Origin of the sequence: Amycolatopsis echigonensis (assembly GCF_002846615.1) — a bacterium.
GTDB classification, from domain to species: Bacteria; Actinomycetota; Actinomycetes; order Mycobacteriales; family Pseudonocardiaceae; genus Amycolatopsis; species Amycolatopsis echigonensis.
In genome coordinates this window covers 1,054,803-1,072,388 of record NZ_PJMY01000003.1, presented here as the reverse complement: position 1 = coordinate 1,072,388, position 17,586 = coordinate 1,054,803, and the positions used below count along the sequence as shown (strand labels likewise).

The window sequence follows — 17,586 nt, the reverse complement described above, 5'->3', positions numbered from 1 at the left end:
GGAGGTTCGCCGTGTCCTACGCCGACACCGCCCTGCCGGTCAGTCTCGACCGCGACGCGGCCACCCCGCTGGCCGTGCAGCTGGCCGACGCGCTGCGCGAAGCGGCGGCAGGCGGACATCTCCGCGGCGGCGACCGGCTGCCGTCCACGCGCGCGCTGGCTGAACGGCTCGGCGTCTCGCGGACGGTCACTTCCGCTGCGTACGAGCAACTTCACGCGGAGGGCTGGATCGCCGGACGGCACGGTTCCGGCACCTACGTGACGACCCCGCCGACCCGCGCCGCCGCGTCCGTCACGGTGCCCGGTTCGCTGCTCGCCGAAGCGGAACCGGCCCCGTTGCTCGACCTCGCACCGGGTACGCCGTGGGCTGGCGGCCTCGACCGAGCTGCGTGGCGGCGGGCGTGGCGAGCGGCCGCCGATCCCGAACCGCTCACGCGTGCGCACCGCGCCGGGTTGCCGGAATACCGCGCGACGGTCTCGGAACACTTGCTGCGCCACCGTGGTTTAGCCGCGGGCTCGGTGCTCGCGACCGGCGGTACCACCGCGGCTGTCGTGGAACTCGCCGCTGCCGTGCTGCGCCGAGGTGCGGTCGTTGCCTTCGAAGAACCGGGTTATCAGCGTGCGGTGCAAGCGTTCCGGCAGGCCGGGCTCACCGTCGTGGGCGTGCCGGTGGACGAGGAAGGGCTGCGCCCGGACGCGATTCCCGCTGCGGCGCGCGCGGTTTACTGCTCGCCCGCGCACCAGTACCCGATGGGCAGCCGGATGAGCGCGGCCCGGCGAGTGCAGCTCGTGGAACGCGCCCGTGCGGAAGGCATGCTGGTCATCGAAGACGACTACGACGGCGAGCTGCGCTTCGACGTCGCGCCGCTGCCGATGCTGGCCGCGCTCGCCCCGGACGTCGTCGTGCACCTCGGGACCACCAGCAAAATCCTCACCCCGACGCTCGGCGCGGGCTGGCTCGTCGCCCCCGCCTCAGTGGTCGATTCCATTCTGGCGTACCGGGATCTCACCGGGACCCGCCCGTCGCCGGCGGGGCAGCGGGTGCTGGTCGAACTGGCCCGGACCGGCGATCTGGGGCGGCACCTGCGGAAGCTGCGCCGCGAAATGGCCGAACGCCGGACGGTGCTGGTGGCCGCGCTGTCGAACGCCGGAATCCCGTTCGTCGGCGACGACGCCGGCGCGCACCTGGTGGTGCCGACGGAAAGCGCGGAAGCGGAGGCGGAGCTGATCGCCGCGGCGGAACGGCATTCCATCCGCCTCGACGGGCTGGCCCGGCATTTCGCCGGAACGCCGACGACGCACGGCATCGCGCTGGGGTACGCGGGCTGTTCGCGGGAAGCGCTGATGGCCGCGGTGCCGACGCTGGTCGATCTCCTCCGCTGACTGTCCGCGTGTCTTCGGTGCTCTCGGGAATGCGGTTGTGCGGCGGGTTCGCTGCCGCGATGCCTCGCCGGGGACGGGGTGGACCATCGGCTGAGCGGAGGCGGGCTGCCTGGCTGCGGACCTCAGCAGCGCGCATCGGGCCCACCGGCAGCGGCGAGAACTCCCGCACCGCGCGCGTGCCCGGCCGACGCGTGCGGCGCGCATCGGCCGGAAGCCTGGTCACCTGCGAAGACACCCCCGGCGCGCGCTCGGGGCGGTGCTCACCCGGTACGGTGACCGGCTATGAGTGCTGAAAAGATCCGGGTCGCGGTCGTGTTCGGCGGGCGCAGCAGCGAGCACACCATCTCGTGCCTGTCGGCGGGCAGTGTGATCTCGAACCTGGATCCGGATCGCTTCGAGGTGCTCCCGGTCGGCATCACGCCGAGCGGCGGCTGGGTGCTCGGCACCGGCGACCCGAAGCAGCTCAGCATCCAGGGCCGCGAGCTGCCGTCGGTCGAATCCGGCCGCGCGCTCGTGCTCGCCGGCGATCCGACCAGCCGCGAACTGCGCACGGTCGACCCCGGCCAGGCCACCGAGGTGCTCGGCACCGTCGACGTCGTCTTCCCGGTGCTGCACGGTGCCTTCGGCGAGGACGGCACCATCCAGGGCCTGCTCGAACTCGCCGACCTCCCGTACGTCGGCCCCGGCGTGTTCGCCAGCGCGGCGGCGATGGACAAGGAATACGCGAAGAAGCTGCTCGCCGCCGAGGGGCTGCCGGTCGGCACCTACGCCGCGCTGCGCCGGGGACAGTCCACTTTGGCCGAACAGGACCGCGAACGCCTTGGCCTGCCGGTGTTCGTGAAGCCCTCGCGCGCCGGTTCGTCGGTCGGGATCTCCCGGGTCGCCGACTGGGCCGGACTGGACGCGGCGATCGAGCTGGCCCGGCGCACCGACCCGAAGGTGCTCGTCGAGGCCGCGGTGCGCGGGCGCGAGGTCGAATGCGGCGTGCTGGAATTCCCGGACGGCCGCGTCGAGGCGTCGCTCCCGGCGGAGATCCGGGTGCTCGCCGAGGGCGAGGACGCCTGGTACGACTTCGAAACCAAGTATCTCGGCGAGGACGCCGAGCTGGACATCCCGGCCAAACTGGACGACGCGCTCACCGACCGGCTGCGCGCGATGGCCGTCGAGGCGTTCCGCGCGCTCGACTGCCAGGGCCTCGCCCGCGTCGACTTCTTCGTGACCGAGGGCGGCGACCTGGTGATCAACGAGGTCAACACGATGCCCGGGTTCACCACGAAGTCCGCCTACCCGAAGATGTGGGAGGTGACCGGGGTGGACTACCCGACGCTGCTGTCGACCTTGATCGACACCGCGCTCGCCCGGGGCACCGGCCTGCGCTGAGAGCGACCGGAGGGAACACCGCGCGTGCAGATCGCATCCCGTCTCGACCGGCTCCCGGTCACCCGGCGGCACCGGTACTTCGTGGCAGTGGTCGGCATCGCCACGTTCTTCGACCTCTACGACCTGTTCCTCGCCGCGACCATCAGCACCGTCCTCAGCAAGGAGTTCGGCGTCACCCCGACGACGCTGAAGTACGTCCTGGCGTCGGCGTTCGTCGGCGCGTTCGTGGGCGCGGTGTTCCTCGGCAGGCTCGCCGACCGGCTCGGACGGCGGCGCGCTTTCCTGCTCACGCTGGGCTTGTACTCGGTGTTCACGCTGCTCGGCGCGTTCAGCACCGACGTGTGGATGCTGGTGATCTGCCGCTTCATCGCCGGGATCGGCATCGGCGCGGAACTGCCGGTCGCCGACGCCTACCTCGCCGACCTGCTGCCCGCCCGCGCCCGCGGTCGCGCGACAGCCTGGGCTTACACGATCGGCTTCTGCGGTGTCCCCGCCGCCGGCTTCCTCGCCCGCGCGCTCGCCGGGCACGCGCCGCTCGGCGTCGAAGGCTGGCGCTGGCTGTTCGTGATCGGCGCGCTGGGCGCGGCGGTCGTCTGGGCGCTGCGGTTCACCCTGCCGGAATCACCCCGTTGGCTTGCCGCACAAGGACGAATCGGCGAAGCGGACGAGGTCGTGCGCAAGCTCGAAGCGAGCGCGCCGCAGCCGTTGCCCGAACCGGAGCCGGAACCGCCCGCGCCCGAACCGGTGCGCGCGTCGGCATTGCTGCGTCCGCCGTGGTTCCGGCGCACCGCGATGCTGTACGTCTTCCAGCTGCTGCAGTCGTTCGGCTACTACGGCTTCGGCTCGCTGGTGCCGATTGTGCTGGCGGCCAAGGGTTTCGGCCTCGTCACCTCGCTGACGTTCAGCGCGCTCACCTTCCTCGGCTACCCGATCGGTTCGGCGCTGTCCATCCCGATCATCGAACGGCTGGAACGCAAGTGGCTGATCGTCGCGAGCGCGGCGGCGATGGCGGTGTTCGGGCTGGCCTTCGGCTACGCCACGTCCGGCGTGCTGATCGCGGTGTTCGGCTTCTGCTACACCGCTGTCAGCAACGTCTTCTCCAACGCGTTCCACACCTACCAGGGCGAGCTGTTCCCGACGTCGCTGCGCGGCACCGCGGCCGGTTCGGCCTACGCGCTGTCCCGGCTGGCGACGGCCGCGATGCCGTTCGTGCTGCTGCCGGTCCTGCACTCGGCGGGCGCGACGACGATGTTCGCCGTGGTGGCGGGCGCGATGGTGCTGCTGATGATCGACGTGGCCGTGCTCGGTCCGCGCACCACCGGCGAATCGCTGGAGACGATCGCGGCTAAAACTTCAGCGGGGTGACCGGAAGCTTCGCGGAGATGGCGTCCGAAATGGTCTGCAGCGGACCCGTTCCCGCGCTCACCGGGACGGTCAGCGCCACATAGACCGGACGGTCGACGGCGTACCACGTGGCCGAATCGCCCTGCTCGACCTGCAGCCACTGCACCTTGTTGACCATGCGCAGCGGCGAGGTCGGGGTGAGCTCCGGCGGGCGTTCGAGGCCGCAGCGCAGTACGACCGGATCCGGGCCGCCCCACGCGACGGTGGCCTTCGGCGCGGGCTCGGCGAGCGTGCGCGGCGACAGTTCCTTGCCATTCGAGGTGAGCGTGGCCGGGATCCCGGCGAGCAGCTTCGCGCAGTCCGCCGACCCGGCCTGCGGCGCGGGAACGGACACGAGCGCGAGCGGCTGGTTCTGCTCGGACTGTCCGGAGGACCTTTGCGTCAGCGCGACGACCGCGACCGCGACCGCCAGCGCGGCCACGAGCAACGACGCGGTGACGAGGACGACCTTCGGAGGAGCCCCGGTGTCGGTGTCTGCCACCGCCTCAGTGGACCACGGCTCAGAGGTGGACGACCGGGCAGGTCAGCGTGCGCGTGATCCCTTCCACGTTCTGCACGCGGGCGACGACGAGCTGGCCGAGCTGGTCCACCGTGTCCGCGGCGGCGCGCACGATCACGTCGTACGGGCCGGTGACGTCCTCGGAGCTGGTCACGCCCGGGACCCCGGCGATCTCCGCAGCCACCGCGGCCGCCTTGCCGACCTCGGTCTGGATGAGGATGTATGCGTGGACCACGGCGTGCCCTTTCGTCGGTGGCGATCGAGTCGAGGTAGGAACGGTGTAGGCAACGTAGCGCCAGCCCTGGGAAAAACCTAGGGGATCCGATTGTCGGTGGCCGATCCGACACAGGCGAGGGAAACAGGAGGTGACCGGTGTCACCGGACGAGCACTCGGTGGCCGCGACAGGCGAGTTCGGCCTGATCCGGCGGGTCACCGAAGGACGCGGGCAGCCCCCGTCGACACTGCTGGGCCCGGGCGACGACGCGGCGGTCCTCGCCGCGCCGGACGGCCGCGTGGTCGTGACCACCGACGTGCTGGTCCACGGCGTCCACTTCCGGCTCGACTGGTCGAGCCCGGAGCAGGTGGGGCGCAAGGCGGTCGCGGTGAATCTGTCCGACGTCGCGGCGATGGGAGCGAAACCGACGTCGGTGGTCGTCGGGCTCGCGTGCCCGGCGGACACTCCGGCGCAGGTCGTGACGGAGATCATGGACGGCATGTGGGCCGAGGCGGGCGCGGTCGGCATCGGGGTGTCCGGCGGCGATCTCGTGAGCGCGGACCAGCTCGTGATCAGCGTCACCGCATTGGGCGATCTCGAAGACCGCGAACCGGTGACCCGGTCCGGCGCGCGCCCCGGCGACGTGCTCGCGGTGTGCGGACGGCTCGGCTGGGCCGCGGCCGGGCTCGCGGTGCTGCGCCGCGGTTTCCGGTCGCCGGTCGGCGTGGTGAACGCGCAGCGCTGCCCGGAACCGCCGTACCAGGCCGGTCCGCAGGCCGCGCTGGCCGGTGCGACGGCGATGATGGACGTGTCCGACGGCCTGCTCGCCGATCTCGCGCATCTGGCCGCCGCGTCCGAAGTCGGGCTCGACGTGCAGACCGCGTTGCTCGAGGTGTCGACGCGGCTGAAGGAGGTCGGCAGCGCGCTGGGCGCGGACCCACTGCAGTGGGTGCTGACCGGCGGCGAGGACCACGCGCTGGTCGCGACGTTCCCGCCGTTCGACGACCTGCCTGAGGGCTGGCGCAAGATCGGCGTGGTCACCATGCCCGGCTCCGGGGTCACTGTGGACGGACGGGAGTTCGACCAGCAAGGCGGCTGGGAGCACTGGCAGCAATGATCCTTCATTAGGCTGGCGGCGTGGACATCCGTGTCGTCGCCTTCGACCATCCCGACGCCGCCAAGCTGATGGCCGAAGTACAGCTGGAGTACGTGCGCCGCTACGGCTCCGAGGACGAAACCCCGATGGACCCCGCGGAGTTCGCGCCGCCGCGGGGTCTGTTTCTGGTCGGGTACCTCGACAACGTGCCGGTGGCGTCCGGTGCGTGGCGCGCGCACGACGGTCCCGCGCCGACGTTCTGGCCCGGCGACGTCGAGGTGAAACGGATGTACGTGGTCGAATCCGCGCGGGGCCGCGGTTTCGCCCGCGCGATGCTCGCCGAACTGGAACGCACCGCGGTCGCCGCCGGACGGCGCCGGGTCGTGCTGGAGACGGGCACCGAACAGCCGGAGGCGATCGCCCTCTACCGTTCGTCGGGGTACGGCGAGATCCCGGCTTTCGGCTACTACGGCGACCTGCCGGAAAGCCGGTACTACGGCAAGGACCTCGTCCGCGACTGACACCTGACCCGGAGGCGGCATTGGCCATCTACGCGCTCGGCGACCTGGTCCCGACGATCCACCCGGACGCCTACGTCCATCCCGACGCCACCGTGATCGGCGACGTCCGGATCGGAGCGCGCGCCTCGGTCTGGCCGCAGACGGTGCTGCGCGGCGACCACGGGTACATCGAGATCGGCGAACGCTCGAACGTGCAGGACGGTTGCGTCGTCCACTGCACCGCGCGGCATCCGACGATCCTCGGCCCGTCCTCGGCGGTCGGGCACGCGGTGCACATCGAGGGCGCGACGATCGGCACCGGCTGCCTGATCGCGTCGGGTTCGGTGGTGCTGAACGGAAGCGTGATCGAGGACGGCGGCATGGTCGGCGCGGGCGCGGTGCTGTCGTACGACTCGACGGTCGGCACCGGCGAGATCGCACTCGGGGTTCCGGCGAAAACGCGGCCGAACAAGTCGTTTTCGCCCGACCAGATCGCCTCGGTGGTGGATTCCTACGTGCGGCGCGGGGCCCGGTTCCGCGCCGAGTTGCGCAGGCTGGACTAAGTCCGTGAAGGACTCCTTGAGGGAATCTGATTCCCTCAAGGAGTCCTTCACGGACATCTCGCCGGAGCCTGGACCCGCCACGGTGACGCCGGGCACGTGGCGCTAGGCTCGCGGGCCGTGACTGGACGACCGCTGGACGAAATCGTCGAGGCCGGCTGGGCGAAGGCCCTTGAACCAGTGGCCCCGCAGGTAGCCGCGATGGGGGAGTTCCTCCGCGCCGAGATCGCCGCGGGCCGCACCTATCTTCCCGCGGGCGAGCACGTGCTGCGCGCGTTCAAGCAGCCGTTCGACGACGTCCGCGTGCTGATCGTCGGCCAGGACCCGTACCCGACCCCGGGACACGCGGTCGGCCTGAGTTTCTCGGTGGCCCCGGACGTGCGGCCGATCCCGAAGAGCCTGATCAACATCTACCAGGAGTACTGCGACGACCTGGGCCATCCGACGCCGTCCAACGGCGACCTGACCCCGTGGGCGGAGCGGGGCGTGCTGCTGCTGAACCGGTCGCTCACCGTGCAGCCGTACAAGTCCAACTCGCACCAGGGCAAGGGCTGGGAGCAGGTCACCGAGCAGGCGATCAAGGCGCTCGCCGCGCGCGGCGGACCGCTGGTGGCGATCCTGTGGGGCCGCAACGCGCGGAACCTGCGGCCGATGCTGGGCGACGTGCCGTGCATCGAGTCGGCGCACCCGAGCCCGCTGTCGGCGCGCAACGGCTTCTTCGGGTCGCGTCCGTTCAGCCGGGCGAACCAGCTGCTGGTCCAGCAGGGCGCGGAACCGCTCGACTGGAAACTTCCCTGACGCGGCGTGTCCAGTTCCGGCGGCTGGTTCCGACCACGAGGGTAAGCACCGACTGAACTCCTGGAGGAACGCCATGACCGCCACCGTCACGTCCGCCGACGGCACCCCCATCGCCTTCGACACCTACGGCTCGGGTACGCCGGTGCTGCTGGTCGGCGGCGCGGTGAACGACCGGACGACCGTCGCCGGACTCGCCGCGGTGCTGGCCGACGCCGGCTTCGCCGCGATCGCTTACGACCGGCGGGGCCGCGGCGACAGCGGCGACGCGCCGGTCTACGCGGTCGAGCGCGAGATCGACGACCTCGAGGTGCTGATCGAGGCCGTCGGCGGCTCGGCCGCGGTGTTCGGCCACTCGTCCGGCGCGATCCTGTCCCTGGAAGCGGCGGCGCGCGGTCTGCCGATCACGAAGGTGGCCGTGTACGAACCGCCGTACATCGGCGACGACCGCCCGCGTCCGGCCGAAGACCTGGTCGACCGGGTCAGCGCCCGCCTCGCCGACGGCGACCGGGACGGCGCGGTGGAGCTGTTCCTGGTCGAGGGCACCGGGACCCCGGCGGAGATCGTGGAGTCGATGAAAGCCGCGCCGGTGTGGGGCTGGTTCGTCGGACTGGCGCACACGCTGCCCTACGACCTGACCGTCTGCGGCCCCGGCAGCCGTCTGCCGGCGGACCGGCTGGCGGCGATCACCGTCCCGGTGCTGTCCCTCTCCGGCGGTGCGGGGGAGGCGTGGATGACGTCCTCCTCGAAGGCAGTCGCCGCCGCCGTCGCACACGGCCGCTACGAAGAGATCCCCGGCCAGGACCACGGAGTGCTGAACGCGCCGGAGTCCCTGCGAGACGTCCTGACCAACTTCCTGAGGTGACGAAAAAGGGGCGAGTGCAACGCACTCGCCCCTTCACCCCTGCCTTAAACCCAAGGTGACCCCACGCGGGGGTCCAGGGGGCTCGCCCCCTGGCGGGGTCTTCCGGGGGTTCGACCCCCGGAAGACACCTGAGCGCAGAAAAATGGCGAGTGCTCTCCACGAGCACTCGCCACCCTCAAATCTGCGCTCAGCCGCGGACGACCTTGCCAGCCTTGATGCACGAGGTGCAGGCGTTCAGGCGCTTGCGCTGGGACACGCCGACCTTCGCGTGCACAACCTGGATGTTCGGGTTCCACCGGCGGTTGGTACGCCGGTGGGAGTGCGAGACCGACTTGCCGAAGCCGGGTCCCTTGCCACAGACGTCGCACACGGCAGCCACGTCGAACTCCTCTGGATATGGGACAAAGAATGCGCGCCCGAACGTGCCGGGCAACTCGACCATAGTAACGAGTGGTTCCGGAGGGCTTGCCTCGGGGTCGTTACCCTCGCGGTGACCGGCTAGGAGGTTACGGGGTGCGGGTGCTGGACGCGGCGGCGGTGTCGGGCTGGGCGGCGGCTTCTGTGCGCAGCTTGGACAGGCTGCGCTCGGCTATCGACGGCATCAACGTCTACCCGGTCGCGGACTCCGACACCGGCTCCAACCTGCTGTACACGATGACCGGCGCGCACGAGGCGCTCGCCGAGGCGGAACCGGCTGACGCGGCCGAGGCGCTCGCGGTCCTGGCGCGCGGGGCGGTGGCGCACGCGCGGGGCAACTCGGGTGTGATCCTTTCCCAGGTCGTGCGGGGGATGGCCGATTGGGCGGCGACCGGCGGAGACCTGGACGGCGCTGGTCTCGCCGCCGCGCTCGGGCACGCCGACCAGGCCGCCACAGGCGCGGTCAGCAGGCCGGTCGCGGGGACGATGCTGACCGTCCTGCACGCCGTGGCCGCTGCCGTGCGCGGGGCGACGCGGACGTTGGCTGAGGTCGCGCGCGAGGTCGTCACCGTGGCCGCGGCGGCTCTGGAGGAGACGCCCAAGCAGCTGCCCGCGCTGGCCAAGGCCGGGGTCGTCGACGCCGGGGGCCGCGGCCTGGTCGCGGTGCTCGACGCGCTCGCCAGCGTGATCACCGGCGAAACCGAAGACCCCGGGCACGACCTGAAGGCGGTCGCTTCGCTGCCGGAGCAGGCGCCGTACGCGTGGGAGGTCATGTACTTGCTGGACGAGGTCGACGAGGCCCGGCTGCCGGCGTTGCGGAAGGAGCTGAGCGGGTTCGGCGACAGCGTGACCGTGGCCGGAGATGGTTCGGGCAGTCACGCGGTCCACGTCCATTGCGCGGACATCGGCGCGGCCATCGAAGCGGGGCTGCAGCTGGGCAGGCCGCGGCGGATCCGGGTCGAACCGCTGATCACGCCGACGCCGATCGAACCGGGCGGCGGGATCGACCGGTCCGTGGTCGCGGTGGTGCGCGGCGGCGGGCTCGCCGAGCTCCTGCGGGCCGAGGGCGTCGCCGTGCTGGCGGTGCCGGACGGCGAGCTTCCCAGCGTCGAGGACATGATCGGGTTGTTCAACGAGGCGGCCGGACAGCACCTGAGCGTGCTGCCGGGCGGACCGGACCTGACCGCGTCCGCCGACGCCGCCGCCGGGCATCCGATGGCGGGCGACCGCGACGTCGTGGTGATCCCGTGCGCGTCGCCGGTGCAGGTGCTGGCCGCGCTCGCGGTGCACGACGGCGGCCGCCGGGTCAACGACGACGTCGTCGCGATGGCCGAGGCGGCGGCCGCGACCAGGCGTGGCGAGCTGCGGATCGCCCGCGAGGAGTCGCTAACCTGGGTGGGCCGAGCCCAGTCCGGCGACGTGATCGGTCTGGTCGACGACGAAGTGGTGCTGATCGAACCCGCCCCGGCGTCGGCGACGAATCTCGTCGCGGCCGCGGTCAGCGTGCTGAACCGGATGCTGGCGCTCGGCGGCGAGCTGGTCACCGTCCTGAGCGGGGCGGACGCTCCGCCGAGCGTGGCCGCCGAACTCGCCGAACAACTGCGGCTGGAGCACCCCGAGGTGGAGTTGACGAGTTACGCCAGCGGGCAAAGCGACGCTGTGCTGCTGATGGGGGTCGAATAATCATGGCCGGTCTTCGCGACAAGCTCCCGCTGCTGCTGGGCGCGAAAACGGCGAAGGCGCTTTCGACCGCGCTCGACATCGAGACGGTTTCCGATCTGCTGCGCCACTATCCGCGCCGCTACGCCGAACGCGGCGAGCTCACCGACATCGCCGGGCTGGAGCTGGGCGAGCACGCGACTGTGCTGGCGCGGATCGAGAAGATCAGCAAGCGCCGGATGAAATCGCGCAACGGCACCATCCTCGACATGGTGATCACCGACGGCAAGCGACGGCTCGCGTGCGCGTTCTTCAACCAGGCGTGGCGCGAGAAGGAGCTGGTCCCCGGCAAGACCGGGCTGTTCGCGGGCAAGGTCACCGCGTTCCGGGACACGCTGCAGCTGGCCAATCCGGAATACGAACTGCTCGACGCCGAACGCGAGGCCGAGGCGGTCGACAATTTCCTCGCCGAGATCATCCCGGTTTACCCGGCGGCGCAAGGCATGCCGACCTGGTCGATCGCCAAATGCGTGCGGCAGGTGCTGGACGTGCTGGAGGTCGGCGAGGACCCGATGCCCGAGGAGCTGCGCAAGCGGCACGGCCTGCCCGGCCTCGAACGTGCGTTGCGTGGCATCCACCGCCCGGAGGACTGGGCGCATCTGGAGACGTCCCGGCACCGGCTCAAATGGGACGAAGCGATGGCCGTGCAGCTGATTTTCGCGCAGCGACGGCATTCCGCGGTGTCGCGTCCGGCGAAGGCGAGCCCGCACGTCGACGGCGGCCTGCTCGACGCGTTCGACAAGCGGCTGCCGTTCGACCTCACCGCGGGCCAGCGCGCGATCGGCGACGAGATCGCGGCCGACTTGTCGACCGAGCATCCGATGAACCGGCTGCTGCAGGGCGAGGTCGGGTCCGGCAAGACGGTGGTCGCGCTGCGGGCGATGCTGCAGATCGTCGATTCCGGACGGCAGGCGGCGATGCTGGCGCCCACCGAGGTCCTGGCCGCGCAGCACGCGCGCTCGCTGCGCGAAATGCTCGGCGACCTCGGGATGGCGGGCGAGCTGGGCGCGGCCGAGAATTCCACCCGGATCACGCTGCTCACCGGGTCGATGGGCGCGAAGGAACGCAAGAAAGCGTTGCTGGAGACGGCGAGCGGCGAGGCGGGCATCGTCGTCGGCACGCACGCGCTGATCCAGGACACCGTGCAGTTCGCCGATCTCGGGCTCGTGGTGGTGGACGAACAGCACCGGTTCGGCGTGGAGCAACGGGATGCGTTGCGTTCGCGCGGGGCCGATTCGACGAGTCCGCACGTTCTGGTCATGACGGCGACGCCGATCCCGCGCACGGTCGCCATGACGGTCTACGGCGACCTGGAAATCTCGGCGCTGCGCGAAATGCCGGTCGGCCGCTCGCCGATCAAGACGACGGTCGTGCCGGTCGCGGAAAAGCCGGCGTGGTTCGACCGGGTGTGGCAGCGGGTCCGCGAGGAAGTCGGCAAGGGACACCAGGCGTACGTCGTGTGCCCGCGGATCGGCGACGAACCGCCGTCGGACAAGAGCGACAAACGGCCGCCGCTCGCGGTGCTGGACGTCGCGCCGGATCTCGCCAACGGCGCGTTGAAGGGCTTGAAGATCGCCGCGCTGCACGGCCGGATGCCGACCGACGAGAAGGACGCCGTCATGCAGGCGTTCGGCGCGGGGAAGGTCGAGGTGCTGGTCGCGACGACCGTGGTCGAGGTCGGCGTGAACGTCCCCAACGCGACGGCGATGGTCATCCTCGACGCCGACCGCTTCGGCGTGAGCCAGCTCCACCAGCTGCGCGGCCGCGTCGGACGGGGGAGCGTGCCCGGATTGTGCTTGCTGGTCACGGAAACTTTGGACGGCACTTCGACGCGCGAACGGCTCGCCGCGGTCGAGTCCACAACGGACGGTTTCGAGCTGTCCCGGCTGGACCTGGAACTGCGCCGGGAAGGCGACATCCTGGGCGCGGCTCAGTCGGGCAAGCGGTCCGGGCTGAAGCTGCTGTCGCTGCTGCGCGACGAGGACCTGATCACCGAGGCGCGGGCGCAGGCCCAGGAGATCGTGACGGCCGATCCGGACCTCGCCTCGCTGCCGGGCCTGGCGCAGATGGTGGCGGACGTGGTCGACCTGGAGCGGGCGGAGTACCTGGAGAAAAGCTGACGCGCGGTCGCACGGGCATGACGGACTGACCCACCAGTCCGACGAAGCTATCGGCACGCCGGAGGACCAGCCGCCGGGACGAGGCGGTGATGCCTGAACTCCCGGGTGCCCTTGCCCGAACGCACTCTCCGGCCGCTTTCGGTGCCTTTGCCCGGCTCCGTGCCCCTGACTGTCCTTTGTGGTCACTTCGGCTAAACCGCATGCGGGCGCGTGGGCTTCTGTGCTGGACTGCTCACAGCCGATCGTCGCCGAGCCGCCGGAGGAATGGTGCCCGACCTCGTGATCCGCCCCGCGACGCCGGAAGACGCGGCGGGCATCGCAGCCGTCCACGTCGGTTCCTGGCAAGCGGCCTACGCGGGTTTGCTGCCGGACGAGTTCCTGTCCCGGCTGTCGATCGCGACGCGGGAACAGTTCTGGGCCTCGAACCTGGCCGACCCTTCCCGGCCGCACACCGTCCTGGCGGCAAGTGCGGACGGAGGAATCACCGGCTTCGCAGTCTTCGGCCCCAGCCGAGACGACGACGCCACCCCGAGTACGGGCGAACTGTCGTCGATCTACCTCCTGCCCTCGGAGTGGGGCCGGGGGATGGGCCGAGCGCTGCACGAGGAGTGCGTGCGTGGCCTGTCAGCCCAGTACGAAGCGGCGACGCTGTGGGTGCTGTCGACGAACACGAGAGCCCGGAAGTTCTACGAACGGGCCGGGTGGGTCACGGACGGGAAGACCAAGGTAGAGACGATCTCCGACGGAGCGGTGACCTTGGAGGAGGTCCGGTACCGGTTGCCGCTGGAGGGCTAGGCCAGTTCGCCTGTCGCCCTTTAGCGGCGATTGCCAGGTCAGCCCCGCGAATTGGTCCTGGTCGCCGTTGGGCGGCGACTTCTGGGTCTGCCCGTCCCCGCACGCACGACCTCGTCGCCATGTGGCAGCGGTCTGTCGGGAAGGGGTGCTGGACAGCCTGCGCGGCCCGTCGCTCCTGTCGCTGCTGAATGGCGGCTGTCTGTTCAGCCTATTCAGCAAGCGTGCCTCGTGAGTCGCCGTTGCGCGGCGGATGCCAAGCCGCCCGACTTGCCAAACGGCGTCATCTGTCGCCGTCTCGCGGCGAAACCTAGCCGGTCCCTCGGTCTGGCTCGCTTGTCTTTCGCCGTTGCGCGGCGGACGCCGAGCCGCCCGACTTACCGAACGGCGTCTTCCGTCGCCGTCTCGCGGCCAAACCTAGCCGGTTCTCGGTCCGGCCCGTTCGTCTTTTGCAGTTGCACGGCGGATGCCGGGCCATCCGGCTTGCCGAACGGCGTCTTCCGTCGCCGTCTCTCGGCGGAACCTAGCCGGTCCTCGGGCTGGCCCGCTCGTCTTTCGCTGTTGCGCGGCGAATGCCGGGCCGCCCTGCTTGCCAAGCCGTGTCATCTGTCGCCGTCTCGTGGCGGAACCTAGCCACCCTGCTTACCAAGCCGCGTCTTCCGTCGCCGTCTCTCGGCGAAACTTAGCCGGTTCTCTGTCCGGTCCGCTCTTTCGCCGTTTCGCGGCAATCGCCGAGTCGACCCGCCAGCCGTCTCGCCTCCATCCGTCGCCGTTTTCCGGCAACAACCCCTAGCCCGGGGACTCAACTCCCGTCCCCACTCCTTGGCAATCGCCTGCGCAAAACCCCCGCCCGTGCCGCCGCGCCACCAGCCTCCGCCGCGACATCGGCCGTCTCCTCCGACACCGGTTCCCGCGACACGAACAACCGGTAGAACACCGGCCCGCACACCGTCCGCGTCACCTCGTCTGGATCGGTGTCGGCCGGGACTTCTCCGCGCGCGACCGCCCGCTCCACGATCACCGCAGCCCGGGCATGCCGGTCCTGATAGAACTCCCGCAACGCCTCGGCCGCCCGTTCTGAGTGGAATCCCGCCAGCACCGCGGCGGTCGGAAGCTCGCGTTGCCCCGGAGTGGTCAGCGCGTGCACCACCTCCAACGCCATTTGCCGCAAATCGGCGACAAGCGAGCCGGTGTCCGCCGGGCTCCACGGTTCGTCGGTGCCGAACCTCAACGCGGCCGCGATCAGCCCCTCGCGGGATTCCCATCGCCGGTAAACCGTCGTCTTGTGCACGCCCGACCGTTCGGCGACGGCCTCGACCGTCAGGTCGATGAACCCGACCTCCGCCAGCAGGTCGAGCGTCGCCCGCAAAACGGCGACGCGCGTGCGTTCCGTGCGCCCGCCCGGCCGGCTCGTCCCTGGTAACTCAGTTGCCAATCACTACTCCTGTTGCGTTAGTGTCCTCAGTATGGCACCGCTGACCACCCGCTCGCCGCTGGACGGCGACGTCGCTGCGATCGCCAGTCTGATCGGCGACGCACGCATCGTCGCGATCGGCGAGAACAACCATCACGTCCGCGAGTTCGGCGAACTCCGCGCCCGGTTGCTCCGCAGGCTCGTCGAGGACCACGGGTTCACGGTGCTCGGTTTCGAATCGGGCTTCGCCGAGGGCGACCTTGTGCAGCAGTGGCTGAGCGGTGGTCCGGGCACTGTCACCGAGATTGCGCGAGAAGGATTCACCTTTTCCCTTGGTGAGTCAGTCGAGGTGCACGAAATGTTGACGTGGATGCGCAGCCACGGCGGCGTCCGCTTCGCCGGCCTCGACCTGCCCAGCTCGAGCGGTTCGCCACAGCCTGCTTTGCAGGTTGTCCGCAGCTTCATGGAGGAAGTCGATCCGGAAGCGCTTACGCTGGTCGACGCAGCGATCACCGCATCGGAGCCGTATTCGGCGGTCAGCAACGCGGTCGCGCCTGGCCGTTATGCGGCAATGTCCGCCGCGGAACGGGACGCGGCGACTGCTGCGTTGACGACTCTCCTAGCGCACCTTCGTTCGCTGTCGCCAGTTTTTCGGCAACGGACTAATCCGGCTCGGTACGCCGTCGCCGAACACCACGCGGTCGGCGCGCTCCGCGTAGACGCGTACTTGCGAGAACTGACCGCGATGATGTCGGGAACGGCGCCGTCGCTCCAGGGGGCGTCGCGCGACACGTACATGGCCGCAACCGTGAAGCTGCTTCGCCAGCTGTACGGCGAAGGCGAGAAGATCGTGGTGATGGTCCACAACGGACACCTGCAGCGAGTGCCGTTCGCCCCTTTGCCGAACATGACGTTCCCTTCCGCGGGCACGCATCTCGCCGCAGAGTTCGGCGACGACTACTTCGCGCTCGGCCTGACTGCGGGCACCGGCACGACCACCGGCCTCGAACCGGACGAGAGCGAGCGTCTCGGCTTCCGTGTCTTCGAACAGGAGCTGGAGCCTCCCGTCGAAGGCAGTGTCGAGGCAGCTTTGGCCGGTGCTGGTCCGTGCGTAGTCGATTTGCGGCAAGACCGAGCACAGGGTCAAGCCGGACCGTCGAGCATGCGGCACGCGCACATGTTCACCAAGGTCGACGTCGTGCAAGCCTTCGACGCACTGGTCTACTTGCCGACGATGTCGGTGAGCGCGCACGTTCCCGCGGCGAAGTAGCTGTCGGTCGGTCAACAGTTGGTCGCATAACGGCTAAACCTCGAGTGCTGCAGTTCGTCGTCTCGTGCCGGTCGCAGGTAGGTGCGTCCTGCGGCAGTGCGGGTGGACCCGGACCAGCCCATCGTGTGACGTCGAGTTGCCGCGGGATGGCGACCGGGATACCACCGCAGGCATGCGGAACCGAGCGGCGCGTGGCCTTTTTTCGGCAACACTGACATTTCTGCTGGTCGTCGGGGTGCAACCGGCCGCGCTCGCGGCGAGCGGGACTCAGGTCAACCCGCCGAGCTGGGCGCTCGACCGGATCGACCAGCGAACCGGCCTCGATCAGAAGTACCACTACGACTCGGACGGCTCCGGCGTCACCGTCTACGTGATCGACAGCGGCGTCGACGCCAAACACCCGGATCTGCAGGGCCGAGTCCTGCCCGGCAAGGATTTCCTCACCACCGGACCGGACACGTCGGACACCAACGGCCATGGCACCCGGGTCGCGGGAATCGTGGCGGGACACAACTACGGCGTCGCCAAAAACGCGCAGATCTTCCCGGTCCGAGTGCTCGACAAAGCCGGCGGCGGCGCGACCGACACGATCATCGCCGGGCTGAACTGGGTCGCCCAGAACGCAAACCAGCCGGCGGTCGCGGTGCTGGGTATCGGCGGGGTGCCGAACGAGCAGCTCGATAACGCGGTCAAGGGAGTCGCCGCGGTGATGCCGATCGTGGTTCCGGCGGGGGAGGGCAGCACCGACGCCAGCCAAACCTCGCCCGCCCGAGTCCCAGAGGCGCTCACCGTGGGTGCGACTGACGTCCAAGACCAGGTCGCGCCCTTCTCGAACTTCGGCACGTCGCTCGACCTGTACGCACCGGGCGTCGACATCCCCGCGCCGATCGCCGGGACCGCGGACGTCGGGACCTTGTCGGGCACCTCGATGGCCGCCGCGGTGACCGCTGGCGCGGTGACCCTCTACCGGTCCGCCCACCCCGACGCCGCGCCCAATGCGGTCAGCGAAGCAATTGTGCAGGACGCAACGCAGAACGTGGTCAAGAATGCGCCCTCCGGAACCGCGAATAGGCTGCTGTGCACACTGCCTGCGGGAACGCCCTGACGGTTGCGGCACGACGGCTCGGCCCGCATCATGCATGCAGGTCGGCGCGCATG

17 protein-coding genes are annotated in these 17,586 nt (G+C 70.3%); 13 read left to right on the top strand and 4 right to left on the bottom strand.

Translation table 11 applies throughout. The features are described 5' to 3' along the window. Positions 1 to 11: 11 nt before the first annotated feature. From pdxR to ATK30_RS09515, 3 genes are all read left to right on the top strand, one after another. Entirely contained in the window at positions 12 to 1,382 is a 1,371-nt protein-coding gene (gene pdxR, locus ATK30_RS09525) for a MocR-like pyridoxine biosynthesis transcription factor PdxR (protein ID WP_101435270.1), read from the top strand. A gap of 282 nt (positions 1,383 to 1,664) precedes the next feature. Then, positions 1,665 to 2,762 carry a D-alanine--D-alanine ligase family protein gene (locus tag ATK30_RS09520; RefSeq protein WP_101435269.1) on the top strand — a complete coding sequence of 366 codons (1,098 nt, stop codon included), beginning with the start codon at positions 1,665 to 1,667 and terminating at the stop codon, positions 2,760 to 2,762. Between the two features lie 24 nt (positions 2,763 to 2,786). Further along, the gene (locus ATK30_RS09515; RefSeq protein ID WP_101435268.1) at positions 2,787 to 4,127 is read left to right on the top strand and encodes an MFS transporter; all 1,341 of its coding nucleotides are present in this window, start codon (positions 2,787 to 2,789) and stop codon (positions 4,125 to 4,127) included. On the opposite strand, the gene ATK30_RS09510 is transcribed toward ATK30_RS09515, so the two are convergent. Both ATK30_RS09510 and ATK30_RS09505 read right to left on the bottom strand, forming a co-directional pair. After that, positions 4,108 to 4,647, bottom strand: a complete 540-nt coding sequence (locus ATK30_RS09510; RefSeq protein ID WP_101435267.1) for a DUF3515 domain-containing protein — start codon at positions 4,645 to 4,647, stop codon at positions 4,108 to 4,110. The two genes, ATK30_RS09515 and ATK30_RS09510, sit on opposite strands and share 20 nt — an antisense overlap. Before the next feature lie 19 nt (positions 4,648 to 4,666). Continuing rightward, positions 4,667 to 4,900 (bottom strand): Lrp/AsnC ligand binding domain-containing protein, encoded by a 234-nt coding sequence (locus tag ATK30_RS09505; RefSeq protein ID WP_009074118.1) that lies wholly within the window; start codon positions 4,898 to 4,900, stop codon positions 4,667 to 4,669. 137 nt (positions 4,901 to 5,037) lie between these two features. On the opposite strand from ATK30_RS09505, the gene ATK30_RS09500 reads away from it, so the two are divergent. From ATK30_RS09500 to ATK30_RS09480, 5 genes are all read left to right on the top strand, one after another. Beyond that, entirely contained in the window at positions 5,038 to 5,997 is a 960-nt protein-coding gene (locus ATK30_RS09500; protein WP_101435266.1) for a thiamine-phosphate kinase, read from the top strand. A 20-nt stretch (positions 5,998 to 6,017) separates the two neighbouring features. Then, positions 6,018 to 6,497, top strand: a complete 480-nt coding sequence (locus ATK30_RS09495) for a GNAT family N-acetyltransferase (RefSeq protein WP_101435265.1) — start codon at positions 6,018 to 6,020, stop codon at positions 6,495 to 6,497. 20 nt (positions 6,498 to 6,517) lie between these two features. Continuing rightward, positions 6,518 to 7,039 carry a gamma carbonic anhydrase family protein gene (locus ATK30_RS09490; RefSeq protein WP_101435264.1) on the top strand — a complete coding sequence of 174 codons (522 nt, stop codon included), beginning with the start codon at positions 6,518 to 6,520 and terminating at the stop codon, positions 7,037 to 7,039. A 117-nt stretch (positions 7,040 to 7,156) separates the two neighbouring features. Next, the gene (locus ATK30_RS09485) at positions 7,157 to 7,834 is read left to right on the top strand and encodes a uracil-DNA glycosylase (RefSeq protein ID WP_101435263.1); all 678 of its coding nucleotides are present in this window, start codon (positions 7,157 to 7,159) and stop codon (positions 7,832 to 7,834) included. 73 nt (positions 7,835 to 7,907) lie between these two features. Beyond that, entirely contained in the window at positions 7,908 to 8,696 is a 789-nt protein-coding gene (locus tag ATK30_RS09480) for an alpha/beta fold hydrolase (RefSeq protein WP_101435262.1), read from the top strand. 187 nt (positions 8,697 to 8,883) lie between these two features. Here the strand turns inward: ATK30_RS09480 and rpmB are convergent, their stop codons facing one another. Further along, a complete protein-coding gene (gene rpmB, locus ATK30_RS09475) occupies positions 8,884 to 9,075 on the bottom strand; it encodes a 50S ribosomal protein L28 (RefSeq protein WP_009074135.1) in 192 nt (63 codons plus the stop codon). Between the two features lie 134 nt (positions 9,076 to 9,209). Here rpmB and ATK30_RS09470 point away from each other — a divergent pair, with 134 nt between their 5' ends. The 3 genes from ATK30_RS09470 (at position 9,210) to ATK30_RS09460 (ending at position 13,747) form a co-directional block, all read left to right on the top strand. Continuing rightward, entirely contained in the window at positions 9,210 to 10,796 is a 1,587-nt protein-coding gene (locus ATK30_RS09470) for a DAK2 domain-containing protein (protein ID WP_101435261.1), read from the top strand. Between the two features lie 2 nt (positions 10,797 to 10,798). Continuing rightward, the gene (recG, locus tag ATK30_RS09465) at positions 10,799 to 12,952 is read left to right on the top strand and encodes an ATP-dependent DNA helicase RecG (protein ID WP_101435260.1); all 2,154 of its coding nucleotides are present in this window, start codon (positions 10,799 to 10,801) and stop codon (positions 12,950 to 12,952) included. A 267-nt stretch (positions 12,953 to 13,219) separates the two neighbouring features. Further along, positions 13,220 to 13,747 (top strand): GNAT family N-acetyltransferase, encoded by a 528-nt coding sequence (locus tag ATK30_RS09460; RefSeq protein ID WP_244194569.1) that lies wholly within the window; start codon positions 13,220 to 13,222, stop codon positions 13,745 to 13,747. 799 nt (positions 13,748 to 14,546) lie between these two features. On the opposite strand, the gene ATK30_RS09455 is transcribed toward ATK30_RS09460, so the two are convergent. Next, positions 14,547 to 15,179 (bottom strand): TetR/AcrR family transcriptional regulator, encoded by a 633-nt coding sequence (locus tag ATK30_RS09455; protein ID WP_101435258.1) that lies wholly within the window; start codon positions 15,177 to 15,179, stop codon positions 14,547 to 14,549. A 31-nt stretch (positions 15,180 to 15,210) separates the two neighbouring features. Here ATK30_RS09455 and ATK30_RS09450 point away from each other — a divergent pair, with 31 nt between their 5' ends. Both ATK30_RS09450 and ATK30_RS09445 read left to right on the top strand, forming a co-directional pair. After that, on the top strand, positions 15,211 to 16,428 hold the full coding sequence (locus tag ATK30_RS09450; protein WP_101435257.1) for an erythromycin esterase family protein: 1,218 nt from the start codon (positions 15,211 to 15,213) through the stop codon (positions 16,426 to 16,428). 172 nt (positions 16,429 to 16,600) lie between these two features. Continuing rightward, on the top strand, positions 16,601 to 17,533 hold the full coding sequence (locus ATK30_RS09445) for a S8 family peptidase (RefSeq protein WP_101435256.1): 933 nt from the start codon (positions 16,601 to 16,603) through the stop codon (positions 17,531 to 17,533). Positions 17,534 to 17,586: the final 53 nt, after the last annotated feature.

Coding starts and splice junctions, on each gene's coding strand:
- ATK30_RS09520 (WP_101435269.1), top strand. CDS start 1,665: ATGAGTGCTGAAAAGATCCGGGTCGCGGTCGTGTTCGGCGGGCGCAGC.
- ATK30_RS09480 (WP_101435262.1), top strand. CDS start 7,908: ATGACCGCCACCGTCACGTCCGCCGACGGCACCCCCATCGCCTTCGAC.
- recG (WP_101435260.1), top strand. CDS start 10,799: ATGGCCGGTCTTCGCGACAAGCTCCCGCTGCTGCTGGGCGCGAAAACG.
- ATK30_RS09450 (WP_101435257.1), top strand. CDS start 15,211: ATGGCACCGCTGACCACCCGCTCGCCGCTGGACGGCGACGTCGCTGCG.
- ATK30_RS09445 (WP_101435256.1), top strand. CDS start 16,601: ATGCGGAACCGAGCGGCGCGTGGCCTTTTTTCGGCAACACTGACATTT.